The following is a 16779-nucleotide window of genomic DNA, read 5'->3' as shown; positions in this document are numbered from 1 at the left end:
CCGCCAAGTCCTGGCGACGAGCCGCGAGAAAGACACGAGAAGAACGAACGAGGAGTCAAGCATGGGACTGACCGAGCGCCAGCGCGCCGGAGTCGCCGCAGTGGAGGAGCTCGGCAAGGAGCTCTCGGAGTTCCACCGCCTCATCTGGTCCTACGCCGAGCCCGCGTGGCGGGAGTACCGCTCGGCGCAGGCGTACGCCGAGCTGCTGCGGGCCGAGGGGTTCGAGGTGGAGGAGGGGTCGGGGGACATGCCGACCGCCTTCCACGCCAAATGGGGCGACGGCGGCCCCGCGATCGGCATGTACGCCGAGTACGACGCCTCGCCCGGCTACTCGCAGGACACCGTCCCCTACCGGCAGCCCCGCCCCGGCCTGCACCCCTGGGCGCCCGGCTTCACCGACGCGCACTCCGCCCTCGGGGTCGGCGCCCTCGCCGGGGCCATCGCGACCAAGCGGGCGATCGAGCGCACCGGCGGCCGGGGCGTCGTCCACCTGTTCGGCGAGCCGGCGGAGAAGGTGTGCGGGTCCAAGGCCGTGCACGCGGCCAAGGGCTACTACGACGGGCTGGACGCGGCGATCAGCTATCACCCGCTGTTCGAGAACACCGCGCTGTGGGACATCACGAACTGCCTGTACTGGTCGGTCGTCTTCACCTTCCAGTGCTTCGAGGCGCAGCGCGACGACGCCCCGCCGTGGATCACCGGCGACCCGCTGGCGGGCTCGGGGATGGGCGCCCACAACAGCGTGCGCTCGCCGGGGGCGCTGGACGCGCTGGGCCTGATGCTGACCTCGACGAAGTACGCCAAGGAGAACATGTTCCCCCGGACCGGCCTGTGGTCGCTCAACGAGGCGGTCCTGGGCGCGGCCAACGCGACGGCCGACAACCTGCCGCCACGGATCACCCAGATCCAGTTCAGCTGGCGCTCGCCGCTGATCGGCGTGCAGCGGCAGATCCTGGAGGTGCTCCAGCGCAACGCCAGGCACGTGGCCGGGCTCGCCAACTGCGAGGTCTCCATGCGCTGGGTGACGCGTACCCGGCCCGGCCTGAAGAACCACGTCATGGCCCAGGCGACGTACGAGAACCTGCTGGAGCTGGGGCCGCGCGAGTTCGCGCCCGAGGCGTACGAGTTCGCCCGCGAACTGGAGCGCACGCTCGGGCACGAGCCCTCCGATGACCCGTTCCGGCCGATGCTGCACCAGGTCACCGACCCGCGCGAGCAGGACGCCGCCACCCGCGCCACCCTGCCGCCCTGGCAGGACTGCACCGGGGCCGACGACTACACCGAGTACACCTGGCACACCCCCACCGTGCGCTTCTTCACCGCCAAGCCGCTGCTGCGCGTGGTGGGCGAGGACCTCAACCACTGGGCCAACAACGCCATGAACGGCCTGGCCGCGGCGATCGACCCGGTGTGGAGCTACGCCGGCGGCGTGATCGCCGCGACCGCGCTGCGGCTCATCGACGACGCCGATCTGCTGCGCGCCGCCAGGGAGGAGTTCGAGCGCAACCGGGAGGCCGCGCCGGAGGAGCTGCGCGCCCCGCTGCTGCCGGCCGACTTCGCGCCCCCGGTGGAACTGCCCTGGCCCGAGTACGTCACCACCGCCCGCGGCTTCGAGTGGCAACTGCCCACGACCACCGACTTCGGCGAGAAGCTCTGAGCGGACATGGGGACGCTCTCCCGCCCCTTCCGCGGCTCCGCCCCGGCCGCGGAGGGGGCGAGCGGGACCGCGCTGGCGGTGGCGATGGTCGTCACGCTGTTCCTCACCGAGTCGCTGGCCCAGATCCTGCTGCCGGTCGCGCTGGAGGCGAGCGGCGTACGGTCGGGGCTGCTGATCGGCGTGCTCCTCGCGCTGGCCCAGGGGCTCGGCCTGCTCATGGCGCCGCCTGCGGCCGTGCGCACCGACCGCGCCGGGCGGGGCGGGGTGCTGTCCGCGGGCGGCCTGGCCGTCGCCGCCTGCGCCGCCGGGATGGCCCTGGCGGCGCAGGGCGCCCCGGTGTGGGCGTGGGCGCTGCCCCTGGCCGGGTACGGCCTGGCCCGCGGCGCCGTGGTGACCACGACGCTGGCGGTCGTCGCCCGATCCGGCGAGCGTTACCGCACGCAGGGCCTCAACGGCGCGGCCCAGCGCCTGGCCGCCGCACTGGCGGCGGTCGTCTCGGTGTCGCTGCTGGCCGGATCGGGCGCCGGCGCCGCCGGGCCGGGACTGTGGCTGGTCGTGCCGCCGGCCCTGGCCTTCGCACTGCTCGCCAGGCGGGTGCGGGGCCGGGCGGACCGCGACGACCCCGCCGCACTCACCGCGACGGCCGGGGCGCGCGGCGGATACCTGGCCTCGTTGCGCATGCTGCGCCGCGAGCCCGCGCTCCAGGCGTCGTCACTGATCAACCTCAACCTGAACACCGTGGTCCTGCTCGGCAACTCCTTCTACCCGATCGCGCTCGACGTGCCCGCCGACCGCCTGCCCTGGCTGGTGCTGACGCTGCTGCTGTGCCGCGACCTGACCTCGGTCGCCGCCGGGCCGTTCTTCGGCCGGGTGGTCGCCCGCGTGGGGCTGCGTGGCGCGGTGACGGTGTCCGGCGTGTGCGCGGTGGCCGGCCTGGCCGCGGTCGGACTGGCGGGCAGCGGCTTCGCGGGCGCCGCGCTCGGCGCCGTGCTGCACGGCCTCGCCGGGGCCACCGGCATCGGGGCCACCAACCTGCTGGCGACGGGGGAGGGGGCCGCGGGCGGCACCGGCCTGCGGCTGGCCGCGACCAACCACCTCAACGGCGTGGGCATGCTGGTGCTGCCGGTGGTGTTCGGGGCGCTGCTCGACCTCTCGGGCCCGCGCGGGGTGTTCCTCACGGGCGCCGTGGCCTCCGCCGCGATGCTCGCCGGGATGCTGGCGCTGACCCCGCGCGCACGCACGCGGTGAGCGGGCCCCGTCCGGCCGTCTCACCCGGCGGCCGTCTCGAACCTCCACGCCCGGGGCAGCACCAGGATGCGCGCGTAGGTCAGCACGCTCAGCCCGCTCACGCCCTCGGCCGCCAGGACCCGGCGCATCAGCGCGGCCAGGTCCTTCGGCGAGCCGCACGCGGCCTCCCCCATCACCTGGTACCTCCCCGCCGTCACCGTGACGATGGGCAGGTCCGGCAGCGCGACCAGGGCGGCCAGCGCGGCGTCCGGCGAGCCGCCCAGGGTGATCCCGAGGGAGGCCATCGTGACCGGGTCGGTGGACACCCGGTCCACCATCGCCGTCGCCTGGATCGTGCCGTCGCGGAACAGCGCCTGGGTCCGCTTGCGCACCATCCAGTACGGGGCGTCCAGCGCCGCCTCCAGCTCGCGGTAGCTGGCCCTGGGGTTGTCGACGAGCAGGCGCAGCAGCGCCAGATCCAGGTCGTCGAGGTCGGCCCGCCTCGGAGCCGAGGCCGAGCGCCGCGGCCTGCCCTGGCTCTCCCACTTGACCACGTCGAGCTGGCGCCAGATCTCGTAGTCGCGCACTCCGTCGATCGTCTCGGCCAGCCGCCACACCACGTCGGCGAGGTCGGCGTCGTCACGGGCCCCGATCTCGCACACGGCGTCGTACGCGCCGACCGTCTGCGCGGCGAAGGTGACCTGCGGGTGCGCGCTCAGCCCGGCGCGGAGCCGGTCCACCGGCCCGCGGTAACGCAGCCCGGCGGTCCCGAGCACGTCATAGCCGAGGACGGCCGGATCCACCAGCCCGATCACCCGCAGCACCCCGTCGCCGGCCAGCCGGGACATCCGCGCCCGCACGGCGTCGGCCGACAGCCCCACCTGCTGCCCGATGCGGGCCAGCGGCGACCGCCCGTCCTCCCGCAGCAGGTCGATGATCGCCTGGTCCTGCGCGTCAAGTTCGTATCGCTGCGTCAAGGATCCGCTTCACGCTCCCGCCCCGCACGCCGTGTCCCGGCCAGTCTGGCACAGCCTCCGGGATCGCATGAACGCGCGTGGAAAGGGCCGGATCGATGAACAACCCCGAGCAGCCGTCCCGGAAACGGAAAACATTGCGCACCAACAGCGAGCGTCCCGCATGACCGCCCCACCCCCCGGCACGCCACCCTCGCCACCGGAGGACGCCGCACCCGGGCGGGAGGCGGATCCTCCGCCCAGGGCCGCCGGGGACCGGGCGGCGGGGGATCCTCCGCGACGGCCTGCCGAGACGCACGCCGCCGGGAGCCCGGCGCCCCACCGGCCCGTGAACCCGGTGCCCGGCCCATTCCGCGCAGCCGGGAGCGCTCCGCCCGGGGAGAGGGCGGCCGGACCGGCGGGGTTGCTGGGTCACCGGCCGTGGCGGTTGTGGATCGCCGGCTCGCTGCTCGCCCGGCTGCCGACGTCCATGGCGGGGCTGGTGCTGATCCTGGTGGGGGAGCGGGCGAACGGGTCGCTGGCGGAGGGGGCCGTGCTGGCGGGGGTGCTCAGCCTCTGCTCGGGGCCGCCGGGGCCGGTCATCGGCCGGCTCCTCGACCGGCTGGAGATGCGGCGGGCCATGCGGGTGACCGTGGCGCTGTCCGGAGTGGTCACCCTGGGGCTGGCGGTGGCCGCGGAGATGAGGGCGCCCGCCTGGGCGCTGTACGCCCTCAGCGTCCTGCTCGGGCTGGCCACCGCGGGCATGTGGGGCGGCATGCGGGCCCTGCTCGTGGTGACCGTTCCCGCGGCGCAGCTCCGTCGGGCCCACTTCGCGGAGTCCTTGCTCGTCGAGCTGTGCTCGGTGGCCGGGCCGGTCCTGGTCAGCGTGCTGGTGGTGGCAGGGGGACCGGTCGCGGCGCTGGCCGGGATGGCGGCCCTGTCGCTGCTCGGTGCGTTGCTGATGCGGGCCGTGCCGCCGCTCCGCCCGGCGCCCGTCCGTCCGGCCGGCCTCCTGCCGCCGCGCGACACCCAGCTCGTCTCGCTGCTGGTGTTGTGGGTGGGCCTGGCGTACGGGCTGCTCATGGCGAACGTGCCGCAGCGGATGGCGGAGTACGGGCTGGACTCCGGGGCTTCCGGCTGGTTCACCGCGGCCCTGCCCGCCGGGGCCTGTCTCGGCGGGCTGGTGGTCAGCGCCCGGCCGCTGCCCCGGCACCGCGCGCTGCGCACCACGCTGGCTCTGCTGCTCGTCTCCGCCGTGCTGGCCGTGCCGTCCGGGCTGGCCGCCGACGCGCTCGGCTACGCCGTGGGCCTGTTCGCGGCCGGTCTGCTGATGGTGCCGCTCAACGGCCTGATGGCGACCGAGATCGAGGGCCGGATGGGCCTGCGCCGCCGGGCGGAGGCGTTCTCCTACTTCGGGTCCGCGTCCGTAGCGGGCGGCGCGGGGGGCTACTTCCTGGCCGGGGCGCTCGACGGGCGGCTCGATCCCGCCGGCATCGGGCTGCTCTCGTCCGTCGCGTTCCTGGCGCTGGCCCTGGTCGTGGGCGCCGCGCTCGTCGCCCGTGCCGGCCGGAGGAGCCGGTAGGAGTGTCCCTCATATTTGAGGGACGTTATCAATTCTTAACAGGAAGGATCTCGACAGGACACCCCATACCGGTGAACTCTTCCTCATGTGGCCGGATAGCTCAACGAAAGACGACGGTCATGCCTCAAAGTTGATGTACTTATCGTCCCTCTGACTGATGCTCGCCCGCGGCGAGCCCCCGAACCCGTTCCGGAATGGATTCCTGACCCGTGAGCGACCCCGCCGACCCGATCTCCCCGCACCTGTCTCACCAGGAGCTGCTGCTTCTCGACATCGTCGCCGAGTCGGCCGACCCCGTCGGCGCGCGCATCGCCACGCGCCGGCTCGGAGACAGCGGCATCGCGCTGAGCGAGGCCAGCACCTCCCGGCTGCTGGCCCGGCTGGACGAGCTCGGGCTGACCGTCTCCTCGGGCCGCAAGGGCCGTACGGTCACCGACGCCGGACGCCGCCTGGCCAGCTTCACCCGGCGTACACGGCGGCAGGCGAAGGGGCTGCACCAGGCCCTGGACATCCAGGACGCCCGCCAGCTCCTCGACCTGCTGTACGCCCGGCGCGGCGTGGAGCGCGAGGCGGCGCGCTGGGCCGCCATACGGGCCACGGCCGAGGACATCGAGCGGCTGGAGGAGCTGGTGAACGGGCACCGCGAGGCTCTCGACGTCGGCGGCGACGCCCGCCTGTGCGGCATGCGCTTCCACCGGGAGATCTTCCGCATCTCGCGCAACCGCCTGCTCCAGGCCATCGGCGACGTCGTGCTCGACGAGTCGCTGGAGCCCCTGGAACTGGTCCTGGACGTCATCACCGGCGGCCACGGCACCTTCGCCCAGTCCGCGCCCGAGCACACCGACGTCCTGGCGGCCATCCGCGCCGGAGACCCGGACGCGGCGGAGCGGACGATGCTCGCGCACGTCGATCGGCTCATCGAGGAGGCCGAGCGCGCCGCGACCGACCGCGGCGCCGACGTCGTGAAACGCCTGATCGAGCTCACGCTCTGAGCGCACCTGCCCCCCGGCGGCCACTGATCGCACGAAGAAGAAGGTGATAGGAGATGGGATGGTCGACGTCCTCCGCTCCGGTCGTCCATCTCGGCTCCCCGGCCGAGATCCCGCCTGAGGACCGCCTGCATCCGCGGCCCCACCCCCTCAGATGGGTGACCGGCGCGGTCGTCCTGGCCGTCCTGGGGTTCCTCGTGCTGTCGTTCGCCCGCGGCCGGATCGACTGGGCCGTGGTGCGTGAGTTCCTCACCGCCGAGAAGATCCTGGCGGGCCTGGGGCAGACGATCCTGATCTCGGTGCTCGCCATGCTGATCGGCATCGCGCTCGGGACCTGCTTCGCGGTGATGAGGCTCTCGGCCAACCCGGTGCTGTCCACCGTCGCCTGGCTGTACGTGTGGCTGTTCCGGGGGACGCCGGTCCTGCTGCAGCTCATGATGTGGTTCAACCTCGGCCTGATCTTCCCCACCCTGGGCGTGCCGGGCCTGTTCGAGGAACCCACCATCAACGTCATCACGCCGTTCGCGGCGGCCCTGCTCGGCCTGGGCATCAACGAGGGCGCCTACCTCACCGAAGTGATCCGGGGCGGCATCCTCTCGGTCGACTCCGGCCAGGCGGAGGCCGCCTCGGCGTTGGGCCTGTCCCGCCGGACCGCGCTGGCCAAGGTGGTGCTCCCGCAGGCGATGCCGGCGATCATCCCGCCGATCGGCAACGAGGCGATCGGCATGCTCAAGACGTCCTCCCTGGCCGCCGCCATCTCCTACACCGAGATCCTGACCAACGCCCAGCAGATCTACTACGTCAACGGCAAGGTCATGGAATTGCTGATCGTGGCCGCCGTGTGGTACCTCGCCGCCACCTCCGTCACCAGCGTCGGGCAGTACTACCTGGAACGGCGCTTCCAGCGCTCGGCCGTACGCAGGCGCAGCGTCGCCGACCGGATCATCACAGCCGCCGTGGCCCGGCTGAGGAGGGGAGCGCGATGAACGCCGCGAACGCCGCGGACGCCGCGAGCACCACGAACACCGCGAACGGCGCGGACGTCATGGTGCGCATCGAGAACGTGCACAAGTCCTTCGGCGGCCTGCCGGTGCTGCGCGGCGTCAGCGCCTCCTGCGCCCGCTCGGAGGTGGTCTGCCTGATCGGGCGCAGCGGATCCGGCAAGAGCACGCTGCTGCGCTGCGTCAACCACCTGGAGAAGCCCGACGCCGGGCGGATCACGGTGGACGGCGAGCTGATCGGCTACGAGGACCGCGGCGGGCGGCTCGTCGAGCGCCGCGAGCGCGACGTCGAACGCCAGCGCCGCGACGTCGGCATGGTGTTCCAGCGGTTCAACCTCTTCCCCCACCTCACCGCGGCCGAGAACATCGCGCTCGCCCCGAGGAAGCTGCGCGGGCTGTCCCGGGCCGAGGCCCGGGAGCTGGCGGTCGCCTCGCTGGAACGCGTGGGCCTGGCCGACCGGCGCGACGCGTACGCCCGCCACCTGTCGGGCGGCCAGCAGCAGCGCGTGGCCATCGCCAGGGCCCTGGCCATGGAGCCGAAGGTGCTGCTGTTCGACGAGCCGACCTCGGCGCTGGACCCCGAGCTGGTGGGTGAAGTGCTCGGCGTCATGCGCGCGGTGGCCGAGCAGGGCATGACCATGATCGTCGTCACGCACGAGCTGCATTTCGCCCGCGAGGTCGCCGGCCAGGTGCTCTTCATGGAGGACGGCGTGATCGTCGAGGCCGGCCCGCCCGAGGACGTGCTCGTACGGCCCCGGCACGAGCGCACCCGCGCTTTCGTCTCCCGGACCCTGCGATGACCCCAGCCAGAGCCCAGCCAGAGATGGAGTTCCCGACATGAGCGACAAGACGGCCCGCGGCCTTCTCGCGGCGGCGCTGCTCGCCCTCACCGCCGCCTGCGGAGGGCAGGCGGAGGCCCCCACCGCGGCGACGGCGCCCACGCAGAGCGTGCCCGTCCCCAGCGTGAACCCCGAGATCCACGCGATGCTGCCCAAGGAGATCCGGGACCGCGGCTATCTCGCCAACCTCGTTCAGTCGCCGAACGCCCCGATGGAGTACACCGAGGCGTCGGGCGGCCCGCTGATCGGCGTGGACATCGACCTCGTCCAGGCCCTCGGCGCGGTGCTGGGCGTGGAGATCAGGACCAGTGTGGTCAACGACTTCACCCAGCTCATCCCCTCGGTGCAGACCAAGCGCACGGACATCGTGATGTCGGCGGTGAAGGACCTGAAGGAGCGACAGGCGTCGGTCGGCTTCGTCGACTACTTCGTCACCGGCGACCAGTTCATCACCACGGCCGCGCAGGCGCCGTCGTTCAAGAGCGTCGCCGACCTGTGCGGCAAGACCGTCGTCGCGGCCAACGGCACCAGCTACTTCAGCGTCATCGAGAAGCTGTCCGCCGAGAACTGCGCCGGCAGGCAGCCCATCGAGACCCTCGGCGCGGTGTCCGCCGCCGAGCAGCTCATGCAGGTCAGGCAGGGCCGGGCCGTGGCCAACCTGACCGGCCTGGAGCCGCAGGCGTACCAGATGAAGGTGGAGCCGGGCGTCTGGGCGCCCACCGCGGGCGAGCCGATGAACCGCGCGCTGTACGGCGTGGTGTTCGCCAAGGACGACGAGCAGCTCGGCAAGGCCGTCCAGGCCGGGCTCAACGAGCTGATCAAGACCGGCGTCTACCAGAAGATCCTGGCGAAGTGGAACCTGTCCGCCGCCGCGGTGGACGAGGCGACGATCAACGGCGGGAAGTAGGAGCGGTCCCATGACGATCACGCACGACTTCAGCGGTGCGACCGTGGTGATCACCGGCGCGGCCGGCGGGATCGGCGCCGCGAGCGCCTCGGCCTTCGCGGCCGCGGGCGCCTCCGTCTGGGTGCTCGACGTCGACTCCGGCCGCGGCGAGGCGGTGGCGGCGGACATCGCCGCCGCGGGCGGCCGGGCCCGGTTCCAGCGCTGCGACGTTACGGACGACGCGGAGGTGGAACGTGCCATCGGCGCGGTCCTGGCCGGGGACGGCCGCATCGACGTGGCCTACTGCAACGCCGGCGTCGGCTGGACCAAACCGGTGTCCACCACCGAGCCGGACGAGTGGCGCAAGGTGCTCGACATCGACCTCACCGGCGCGTTCCTCACCTCCCGCAGGGCCTTCCTCGCCATGCGGGACGCCCGGTCCGGCGTGATCCTGTTCACCGGCTCGCCGCACGGATACCGCACGATGGCCGAGACCAGCGCGTACGCCGCCGCCAAGGCCGGCGTCGGCGGCTTGATGCGGGCGCTCGCGCTGGAGGCCGCGCCGTACGGGATCAGGGTCAACTCGCTGCTCCCCGGGGCGATCGACACGCCCGCGCTGCGCGCCGAGGCCGAGCTGTCCGGCGACCCCGAGGACGCCATCCGCCGCTGGGGCGCCGTGCGGCCCCTCGGCAGGATCGGCCGGGCCGAGGAGGTGGCCGATCTCGCCCTGTTCCTCGCCTCGCCGGCGGCGTCGTTCATCACCGGGGCCGAGCTGCTCGTGGACGGGGGCGCGATGGCCGCGCAGCCCGCCGGCCTCGCCACCGTCGCGCCCAAGTGATCCACACCCACCTCAGGGAGACAAGGATGCCCCTTCCGCAGGACAAGCAGTTCGCCCTCGCCGTCACCGTCGACTTCGACGCCCACGCGGCCTGGCTCGCCAAGGGCAGGAACGACCCCGCCATCCTGGCGCGCGGGGAGTTCGGGGCCGAGGTGGGCGTGCCGCGGCTGCTCGACATCTTCGACCGCTACCGGATCCCGACCACCTGGGGCATCCCCGGCCACTCCATCATGACCTGGCCCGACGCGTGCAAGGACGTGCTCGCCCGGGGCCACGAGGTCTGCGCCCACGGCGTCTACCACGAGAACCTCACCGACATGCCAGAGCCGATCGAGCGCAAGCTCATGGCACACCAGATCCAGCAGCACCTCGACGTCCTCGGCACCCGCCCGCGGGGCTACCGGGCGCCCTCGGGGAGCCTGAGTTACAACACCTTCGAGATCCTGGAGGAGTTCGGCCTCGACTGGCACAGCAGCCTGTCCGGCCGGGACTTCGAGCCGTACCACCCCCGGGAGATCGTGGAGGTCAACCCGCACGGCGCCACCGTCTACGGGCGGGAGTACCGGGTGCTGGAGTTCCCGACCTCGTGGTTCCTGGAGGACTGGGTGGCCTTCGAGTACGTCGGCGGCTACTCCATGGGCCTGTCGTCCACCGACGTGGTGCTGCGGCGCTGGACCGACTCCCTCGACTACGGCATGAAGTACGTCACGCCGGGCGTGATGACCCTCGTGCTGCACCCGCAGTCGATCGGGCGCCCGCACCACATGATGATGCTCGACCGCTTCCTTGAGTACGTGACCTCGCTGCCGGGCCTGTGGATCGCCACGCTCAGCGACATCTACGACGCCTGGACCACCCCGGCCGAGTGAGGGGAGGGTCATCATGGCGATCCTGCGCATCGACGCCCGCTACGTGGTGGCGTACCAGGACGGTGAGCACCGGCTGCTGGAGAACGGCACCGTCGTCGTGGACGGCGACCGCGTCGTCTTCGCCGGCCGCGGCTACCAGGGGCCGGCCGACGAGCGCGTGGACGCCGGGGAGACCCTGGTCACGCCGGGCTTCATCAACACGCACGCGCACCTGGAGACCGCCCCGCTCGACAAGTCCTTCCAGGAGGATGTCGGGGCGCGGCAGTTCTTCTACACCGGCCTGGTCGAGACCCTTCTGCTCCAGGAGGCGTCCATCGACGAGGAGGGCGTCGAGACCTGCATCGAGTTCTCGATGTCCGAGCTCATCCGGACCGGCACCACGACGGTGATGCACCAGGGGGTGCGGGGCAGGCGGGTGGCCGAGGCGTGCGAGCGGGCGGGCCTGCGCGCGTACGTCGCCGACGGGTACAAGTCCGGCCGCTGGTACACGCCGGACGGCAACCGGGTGGCGTACGAGTGGGACGAGGACGGCGGGCTGGCCGGTCTGGAGCGGGCCGTGCGGCTGGTGGAGGAGCTGCGCGGCCGCGGGTCGGGCCGCGTGCAGGGGTTCCTGTCGCCGTGGCAGGCCAACACGTGCACGCCCGAGCTGCTCAAGGAGTCGCGGCGCCTGTCCGACGAGCTGGACGTGCCGCTGACGATCCACGCCGCCCAGGCCGTGTTCGAGGTGATGGACATCATGGCGGCGCACGGCATGACGCCCATCGAGTACCTGGAGTCGGCCGGGTTCCTCGGTCCCCGGGCCGTGCTCGGGCACGTGATCTTCACGACCGGCACGTCCTGGCTCAACCTGCCCGGAGACGACCTGCGGCGCATCGCCGACTCCGGCGCCTCGATCTCGTACAACGCCTGGACGTTCGCCCGGCGCGGCATCGTGGCCGAGTCCCTGCCCCGCTATCGGGAGGCCGGGGTCAACATCACCCTGGGCACGGACACCACGCCGCAGTCCATGATCGAGTCCATCCGCTGGTCGGCGATCCTGGGCAAGGTGGCCGACCGGCGCGCCGACTCCTGGGTCGCCCGCGACCTGCTCGACGCCGCCACCGTCAACGCGGCCCGGCTGCTCGGCCGCGAGGATCTGGGCCGCATCGCGCCGGGCGCGAAGGCCGACCTGCTGCTGTGGCGGCTCGACGGCCCGGCCATGTCACCCGTGCGCGACCCGATCAGGAACCTCGTCTACTACGCCACCCGCGAGGACCTGGCGTCGGTGATCGTGGACGGCCAGTGGGTCATGCGTGACGGAGCCGTACTGACCGTGGACGAGGAGGGGCTCACCGAGCGCCTCCAGCGGGCGGGCGAGCGGTCCTGGGCCCGCGTGCCCGCCGGCGACCGGCTCGGCCGGACGCTGGAGGAGGTCGCCCCCGCCTCCCTGCGCCCCTTCCGCACCACCGACACAAAGGAGTTCCCGTGAGCGTTGTCGAGACCAGGCTGGCCTCCATGGGCATCGAGCTGCCCAGGAGGATCCGGCCGGGCGGCGGCCTCGTACCGGTCGTCGAACACGGCGACCTGCTGTTCGTATCCGGTCACGGCCCCGAGGACAACGAGGGCAACCTGCTGTACCGCGGCCAGGTGGGCGGCGAGGTGAGCCTGGAGGACGCGATCCTGGCGGCGCGCGCCACCGGGATCCAGCTCCTGCGCACGCTGCGCGACCACCTCGGCGACCTCGACCGGATCGACCGGATCGTCAAGGCCCTGGGCTTCGTCAACAGCGCCCCCGGCTTCCACGACCAGCCCAGGGTCATGCACGGCTTCTCCGACCTCATGACCGAGATCTTCGGAGCCAGGGGACAGCACGCCCGCTCCGCCATCGGCACCTCCAGCCTGCCGTCCGGCCAGCCGGTGGAGATCGAGCTGATAGTCGCCGTCCGTCCCTGACCCTGCCGCGGGCCCGCGCGACCGGCACGGGCCCGCCCGGCACGCGTCTGACGCGACCAGCGCGCTCTCCCTGGCGCCGTTCCGGACACGCGCGAACGCCAAGGCGCCCGCCACCGGCCCTCTCGCAGTGGCCGGTGGCGGGCGCCCTGACAGGTGTCAGATGCCGCGGTGTTCGCCGCCGCTGACGTTCATCACCGTGCCGCTCACCCAGTCGCCCGAGGGGTGCACGAGGTAGCGGACGGCGGCCGCGATCGGCTCGGGGCCGCCGTATCCGAGCGGGAACCGGCGCTGGTACTCCGCGCGCTCCTCCTCCGTGGGCGGGGTGCCGGTGCTCCCGGTGGGGCCGGAGGAGATGGCGTTGACCCGGATGCCGAACTGCTCCAGTTGCGAGGAGAGCGCGACGACCAGGCCGGACAGGGCGGCCTTGGCCGCGGAGTAGGCGGGGGAGTGGCCGATGCCGAAGCCGCCCAGGCGGGCGGCGTTGGAGCCGATGAAGACGATCCGGCCGCCGCCCCTGGGGATCATGTGGGGGAGGGCGGCGCTGGTGCACCACCAGGCGCCGTTGAGGTTGACGTCGATCACCCGGGACCACTCCTCGGGCTGCTGGTTCCAGGTGTCCTGCCGGGCGATGTCCATGCCGGCGTTGTTCACGAGGATGTCGATCCCGCCGAACTCCGCGGCCGTCGCGCGTACGGACTCGGCGATCTCCTCGCGCGCCGCGACGTCCGCGCGGTGGACGCGGGCGATTCCGTCGTCGCCCACGCCGACGCCCTCCGTGTTCCTGTCCGCCACGACGACCGTGGCGCCGTCGGCCGCGAGCGTCGCGGCGATGCGACGGCCGATGCCGCGGGCGCCTCCGGTCACGAAGGCGACCCGTCCCTCCAGTTCCGGCATGCCGCTCCACTCGCTTTCTCTCGGTTCACTCGATTCACGGCCACAGGCGGGTGTCTATCCGCTGCGGGACGAAGCGCCCGGTGGCGCCGTCGCCGGTGAAGCGGCCGTCGCTCGCCACCACGCGGCCGCGGGAGATCGTCAGCTCGGGCAGGCCGGTCCCCGTCATGCCCTCGTACGGCTCGTAGTCGCTGCCCCAGCCGGAGGGGAAGGCCGGCCAGGTCCACTCGCGCCCCGGGTTCCACAACACCAGGTCGGCGTCCGCGCCCACCCGGATGACGCCCTTGCGGGGATACAGGCCGAACGTCCGCGCCGGGCCCGTGGCCGAGACCTCCGTGAACCGGCGCAGGCCGAGCCGTCCTTCGGTGACGCCGTGGTGCCACAGGAAGGGGATGCGCGCGTCGAGGCCGGGGGCTCCCGGCGGCAGCGCGGTGAAGTCGGCGGCGCCGGGGAGCTTGTGCTCCAGACCGTACGCGCAGTGGTCGGAGGCGACGCTGCCCAGCACCCCGGCGCGGAGCGCGTCCCAGAGCCGGTCGCGGGCGGCGGCGTCGCGGATGGGAGGGGTGATGACGTACTTCCACCCGTCCTCGCGGGCGTACACGCCGTCGTCGAGGACCAGGTAGTGGGTGCACGTCTCCGCCTGCACCAGCACGCCCGTCTCACGGGCCGTCTCGATCGCGGACAGCGCTTCGCCCCCCGAGACGTGATAGACGAACACCGGCGCGCCGAGTTCCCGGGCGAAGTGCGTCACGAGCCCGATCGCGGCGCTCTCCGCGCTGCCGGGCCGGCTGCCGGGGAACCCGCCGATGACCGCGCCCGACTCGGCCAGGACCGCGGACTTGGCCCGTTCCAGGATGGAGTGGTTCTCCGCGTGGAACCCGGCCAGGCCGCCGGCCTCGGCGACGGCGCCCATGACGGCCCTGATCTCGGCGTCGTCGAGCCGGTCGTCGTAGGTGGTGTAGATCTTGAACGAGGACATCCCGGCGTCCACCAGGGCGGGGATCTCGCCGAGCCGCCGCGGGGTGATCCGGGCGATCACCGGGTGGAAGGTGTAGTCGACCACAGAGGACTCCGCCTCGGCCAGGCGGGCCTCCGCGGCGGCCGTCAGCGACCCGTCGGCGGCCGGCACGAAGTCGATCACGGTCGTCGTGCCGCTGACGGCGGCGGCCCTGCTCGCGGAGGCGAAGTCGTCGAGGCTGCGCACACCGTCCGCGATCGGCCACGCGATGTGGGTGTGGGTGTCGATCCCGCCCGGCACCAGCACCGAGCCCGGACGCGCCTCGATGGTCCGCCTCCCTCGCAGGGTGCCGGGCGCGGCGAGGGCCGCGATCTTCTCACCCGCGATGCCGAGGTCGGCGGCCTCGATGTCGTGCTCCGCCACGACGACGGCGCCGCTCACGACGAGGTCAAAGTCATCACGCACCAGGCAGCTCCCGCGCACATATCTATCAATTCATCATGATGTCTATCGCAATGGCCGCTTTCATGTCTAGATCTATCAAGAATGAGGAATCTGTGGTTACGATGAGGAGCGTAAGGCAACGATGACCGTCTCCGCCGTGAAAGGTGATGTCGCATGACCGCTGTGCAGATCCATGGCCTGGGCAACCAGGCTCTGCTCGACCAGTACCTGGCGGCCGGGTTCGCCGGGCGCGTCGGGTGGGGGGAGCGCGCGGCCCTCCTGGTCATCGACATGGCCGGGGCCTGGACGCGGCCCGAGGAGATGATCGGCTCGGACCTCGGCGCGGTGCTGGGCAATATCAGGCGCCTTCTGGACGTCGTGCGTCAGCGAGACGACGTCCCGGTGGTGTTCACCACGATGGCCTACGACGCGAGCTACTCCGACCTGCCCGTCGTCACCCGGCTGAAGACCCCGCACAGCGAGCGGATGATCCGCGGCTCCGAGCGCGTCCGGCTCGTCCCCGAGCTGGAGCGCCGCCCGCACGAGGCGCTCATCGAGAAGCCGCGGGCCAGCGCGTTCTTCAACACCAACCTTCTCGGCATTCTCATCGCCCAGGGGATCGACACGGTGGTCGTCACCGGGTGCAGCACCAGCGGATGCATCCGCTCCACCTGCGAGAGCGCCCTCGACTACGGCTTCCGCGCGATCGTGCCGGCAGAGGCCGTCGGCGACCGCTCGGCCTCGGCCCACGAGGCCGGCCTCTTCGACATCAACGCCCGCTACGCCGACGTGCTCCCCATCGAGGAGGTCATCGCCCACCTGCGGCGCTGACCGCCCGCGGTCCTCAGGACCGCCCGCCCGCCGCCCTCAGGACTGCCGGGTGAACATGAGCAACCGGTCGAAGATGCGCACCTGGTCGCTGCGCGCGAAGTCGTTCACCTCGTCGATGAGCCGGGTGAGGTGCCGCGCCATCGCCTCCTCCGCCGCCGCCGGGTCGCGGCGGCGGATCGCGGCGACGATCTCCACGTGCTCCGGAACCGAGCGCCCCACGGTGTCGTGGCCTCCGGTGATCACGTCGAGCACCTTCTCCAGCGGGATCAGCGACTCGTTGAGCACCGCGTTGGCCAGCGCGCCCAGCAGGTCGCTGCCCGCGATGCGGGCGATCACGCGGTGGAAGTCCATGCCGACCTGGCGGGCGTCCTCGTCGGCGGCGAGCCGCCGCTCGTGACTGCGCAGCAGCTCCTCCAGCCGCGCCACGTCCTCGTCGCTCGCCCTGCTCGCCGCCCGCGCGGCCAGCTCCCGCTCGACGCCGCGCCTGGCGTGCAGGAGGTCGAGAAGCTGCTCCACGGTCCGGATGTCGAACGCCCGCGCGAACTCCTCCTCGTGGCGCTGGCGCGCGGACAACGCCTCGGCGCACCGCCGCCCGTGCTCGGTCAGCGTGCGGCCCTTGCGGCCCGCCGGGACGGTGAGCCCGAAGTCGTCCAGGCGCTTGAAGATCCGCGACACGGTGGCCTCGCTGATGTCCAGCCCGGCCTCGCGCAACTGCCGGCCCGCGAGGCGCGCCCCCACGGGGCCGTCGGAGCGCAGCACGATGGCGAGCAGCCGCTCCTCCTCGGGGTTCAGCTCCGGAACGGTGCCGTTCACCGGGACGTCCGAGGCCGACGGTCGCGCTCGCCTGCTCACCGTGCGAGCCTCCCCATCGTCAAGGACCCA

16 protein-coding genes are annotated in these 16779 nt (G+C 72.6%); 12 read left to right on the top strand and 4 right to left on the bottom strand.

Annotation, left to right across the window (positions count from 1 at the left end; genetic code table 11):
• Positions 1-61 precede the first annotated feature (61 nt).
• Positions 62-1657, top strand: a complete 1596-nt coding sequence (locus HNP84_RS25235) for a zinc-binding metallopeptidase family protein (RefSeq protein WP_185052388.1) — start codon at positions 62-64, stop codon at positions 1655-1657.
• 6 nt (positions 1658-1663) lie between these two features.
• Entirely contained in the window at positions 1664-2905 is a 1242-nt protein-coding gene (locus HNP84_RS25230; RefSeq protein ID WP_185052387.1) for an MFS transporter, read from the top strand.
• A gap of 20 nt (positions 2906-2925) precedes the next feature.
• On the opposite strand, the gene HNP84_RS25225 is transcribed toward HNP84_RS25230, so the two are convergent.
• On the bottom strand, positions 2926-3861 hold the full coding sequence (locus HNP84_RS25225; RefSeq protein WP_185052386.1) for an Lrp/AsnC family transcriptional regulator: 936 nt from the start codon (positions 3859-3861) through the stop codon (positions 2926-2928).
• Between the two features lie 400 nt (positions 3862-4261).
• Between HNP84_RS25225 and HNP84_RS25220 the strand changes: the two genes are divergently transcribed.
• The 9 genes from HNP84_RS25220 (at position 4262) to HNP84_RS25180 (ending at position 12773) form a co-directional block, all read left to right on the top strand.
• Positions 4262-5419: an MFS transporter gene (locus HNP84_RS25220; RefSeq protein ID WP_185052385.1), complete on the top strand. Its 1158-nt coding sequence runs from the start codon at positions 4262-4264 to the stop codon at positions 5417-5419.
• A 209-nt stretch (positions 5420-5628) separates the two neighbouring features.
• Positions 5629-6411: an FCD domain-containing protein gene (locus HNP84_RS25215; protein ID WP_185052384.1), complete on the top strand. Its 783-nt coding sequence runs from the start codon at positions 5629-5631 to the stop codon at positions 6409-6411.
• A gap of 53 nt (positions 6412-6464) precedes the next feature.
• Positions 6465-7394: an amino acid ABC transporter permease gene (locus HNP84_RS25210; protein WP_185052383.1), complete on the top strand. Its 930-nt coding sequence runs from the start codon at positions 6465-6467 to the stop codon at positions 7392-7394.
• Entirely contained in the window at positions 7391-8209 is an 819-nt protein-coding gene (locus tag HNP84_RS25205) for an amino acid ABC transporter ATP-binding protein (RefSeq protein ID WP_281396254.1), read from the top strand. Before HNP84_RS25210 ends, HNP84_RS25205 begins: the two co-directional genes overlap by 4 nt.
• A gap of 37 nt (positions 8210-8246) precedes the next feature.
• Positions 8247-9155, top strand: coding sequence for a transporter substrate-binding domain-containing protein (locus HNP84_RS25200; RefSeq protein ID WP_185052382.1), 909 nt, complete (start codon positions 8247-8249; stop codon positions 9153-9155).
• A gap of 10 nt (positions 9156-9165) precedes the next feature.
• On the top strand, positions 9166-9972 hold the full coding sequence (locus tag HNP84_RS25195; protein WP_185052381.1) for an SDR family NAD(P)-dependent oxidoreductase: 807 nt from the start codon (positions 9166-9168) through the stop codon (positions 9970-9972).
• Positions 9973-9998: 26 nt separating this feature from the next.
• Entirely contained in the window at positions 9999-10841 is an 843-nt protein-coding gene (locus HNP84_RS25190; RefSeq protein WP_185052380.1) for a polysaccharide deacetylase family protein, read from the top strand.
• A 13-nt stretch (positions 10842-10854) separates the two neighbouring features.
• Positions 10855-12309 (top strand): amidohydrolase family protein, encoded by a 1455-nt coding sequence (locus HNP84_RS25185; protein WP_221336721.1) that lies wholly within the window; start codon positions 10855-10857, stop codon positions 12307-12309.
• Positions 12306-12773, top strand: a complete 468-nt coding sequence (locus HNP84_RS25180) for a RidA family protein (RefSeq protein WP_185052379.1) — start codon at positions 12306-12308, stop codon at positions 12771-12773. The genes HNP84_RS25185 and HNP84_RS25180 overlap by 4 nt, the downstream gene beginning before the upstream one ends.
• Positions 12774-12929: 156 nt before the next feature.
• Here HNP84_RS25180 and HNP84_RS25175 read toward each other — a convergent pair whose 3' ends face one another.
• Both HNP84_RS25175 and HNP84_RS25170 read right to left on the bottom strand, forming a co-directional pair.
• Entirely contained in the window at positions 12930-13667 is a 738-nt protein-coding gene (locus HNP84_RS25175; protein WP_185052378.1) for an SDR family NAD(P)-dependent oxidoreductase, read from the bottom strand.
• 34 nt (positions 13668-13701) lie between these two features.
• A complete protein-coding gene (locus tag HNP84_RS25170) occupies positions 13702-15087 on the bottom strand; it encodes an amidohydrolase family protein (protein WP_185052377.1) in 1386 nt (461 codons plus the stop codon).
• A gap of 153 nt (positions 15088-15240) precedes the next feature.
• Between HNP84_RS25170 and HNP84_RS25165 the strand changes: the two genes are divergently transcribed.
• Positions 15241-15897: an isochorismatase family protein gene (locus HNP84_RS25165; RefSeq protein WP_185052376.1), complete on the top strand. Its 657-nt coding sequence runs from the start codon at positions 15241-15243 to the stop codon at positions 15895-15897.
• A 36-nt stretch (positions 15898-15933) separates the two neighbouring features.
• Here HNP84_RS25165 and HNP84_RS25160 read toward each other — a convergent pair whose 3' ends face one another.
• A complete protein-coding gene (locus HNP84_RS25160) occupies positions 15934-16749 on the bottom strand; it encodes an FCD domain-containing protein (protein ID WP_221336720.1) in 816 nt (271 codons plus the stop codon).
• Positions 16750-16779: the final 30 nt, after the last annotated feature.

Origin of the sequence: Thermocatellispora tengchongensis, assembly GCF_014202315.1 — a bacterium.
GTDB lineage: Bacteria > Actinomycetota > Actinomycetes > Streptosporangiales > Streptosporangiaceae > Thermocatellispora > Thermocatellispora tengchongensis.
The sequence above is the reverse complement of the archived record's forward strand: the minus strand, read 5'-3'. Positions and strand labels throughout refer to the sequence as shown.

Bases quoted from the DNA above. Each gene is read 5' to 3' on its own strand.
- HNP84_RS25235 (WP_185052388.1), top strand. From the start codon at position 62: ATGGGACTGACCGAGCGCCAGCGCGCCGGAGTCGCCGCAGTGGAGGAG.
- HNP84_RS25230 (WP_185052387.1), top strand. From the start codon at position 1,664: ATGGGGACGCTCTCCCGCCCCTTCCGCGGCTCCGCCCCGGCCGCGGAG.
- HNP84_RS25210 (WP_185052383.1), top strand. From the start codon at position 6,465: ATGGGATGGTCGACGTCCTCCGCTCCGGTCGTCCATCTCGGCTCCCCG.
- HNP84_RS25205 (WP_281396254.1), top strand. From the start codon at position 7,391: ATGAACGCCGCGAACGCCGCGGACGCCGCGAGCACCACGAACACCGCG.
- HNP84_RS25200 (WP_185052382.1), top strand. From the start codon at position 8,247: ATGAGCGACAAGACGGCCCGCGGCCTTCTCGCGGCGGCGCTGCTCGCC.
- HNP84_RS25195 (WP_185052381.1), top strand. From the start codon at position 9,166: ATGACGATCACGCACGACTTCAGCGGTGCGACCGTGGTGATCACCGGC.
- HNP84_RS25190 (WP_185052380.1), top strand. From the start codon at position 9,999: ATGCCCCTTCCGCAGGACAAGCAGTTCGCCCTCGCCGTCACCGTCGAC.
- HNP84_RS25185 (WP_221336721.1), top strand. From the start codon at position 10,855: ATGGCGATCCTGCGCATCGACGCCCGCTACGTGGTGGCGTACCAGGAC.
- HNP84_RS25175 (WP_185052378.1), bottom strand. From the start codon at position 13,667: ATGCCGGAACTGGAGGGACGGGTCGCCTTCGTGACCGGAGGCGCCCGC.
- HNP84_RS25165 (WP_185052376.1), top strand. From the start codon at position 15,241: ATGACCGCTGTGCAGATCCATGGCCTGGGCAACCAGGCTCTGCTCGAC.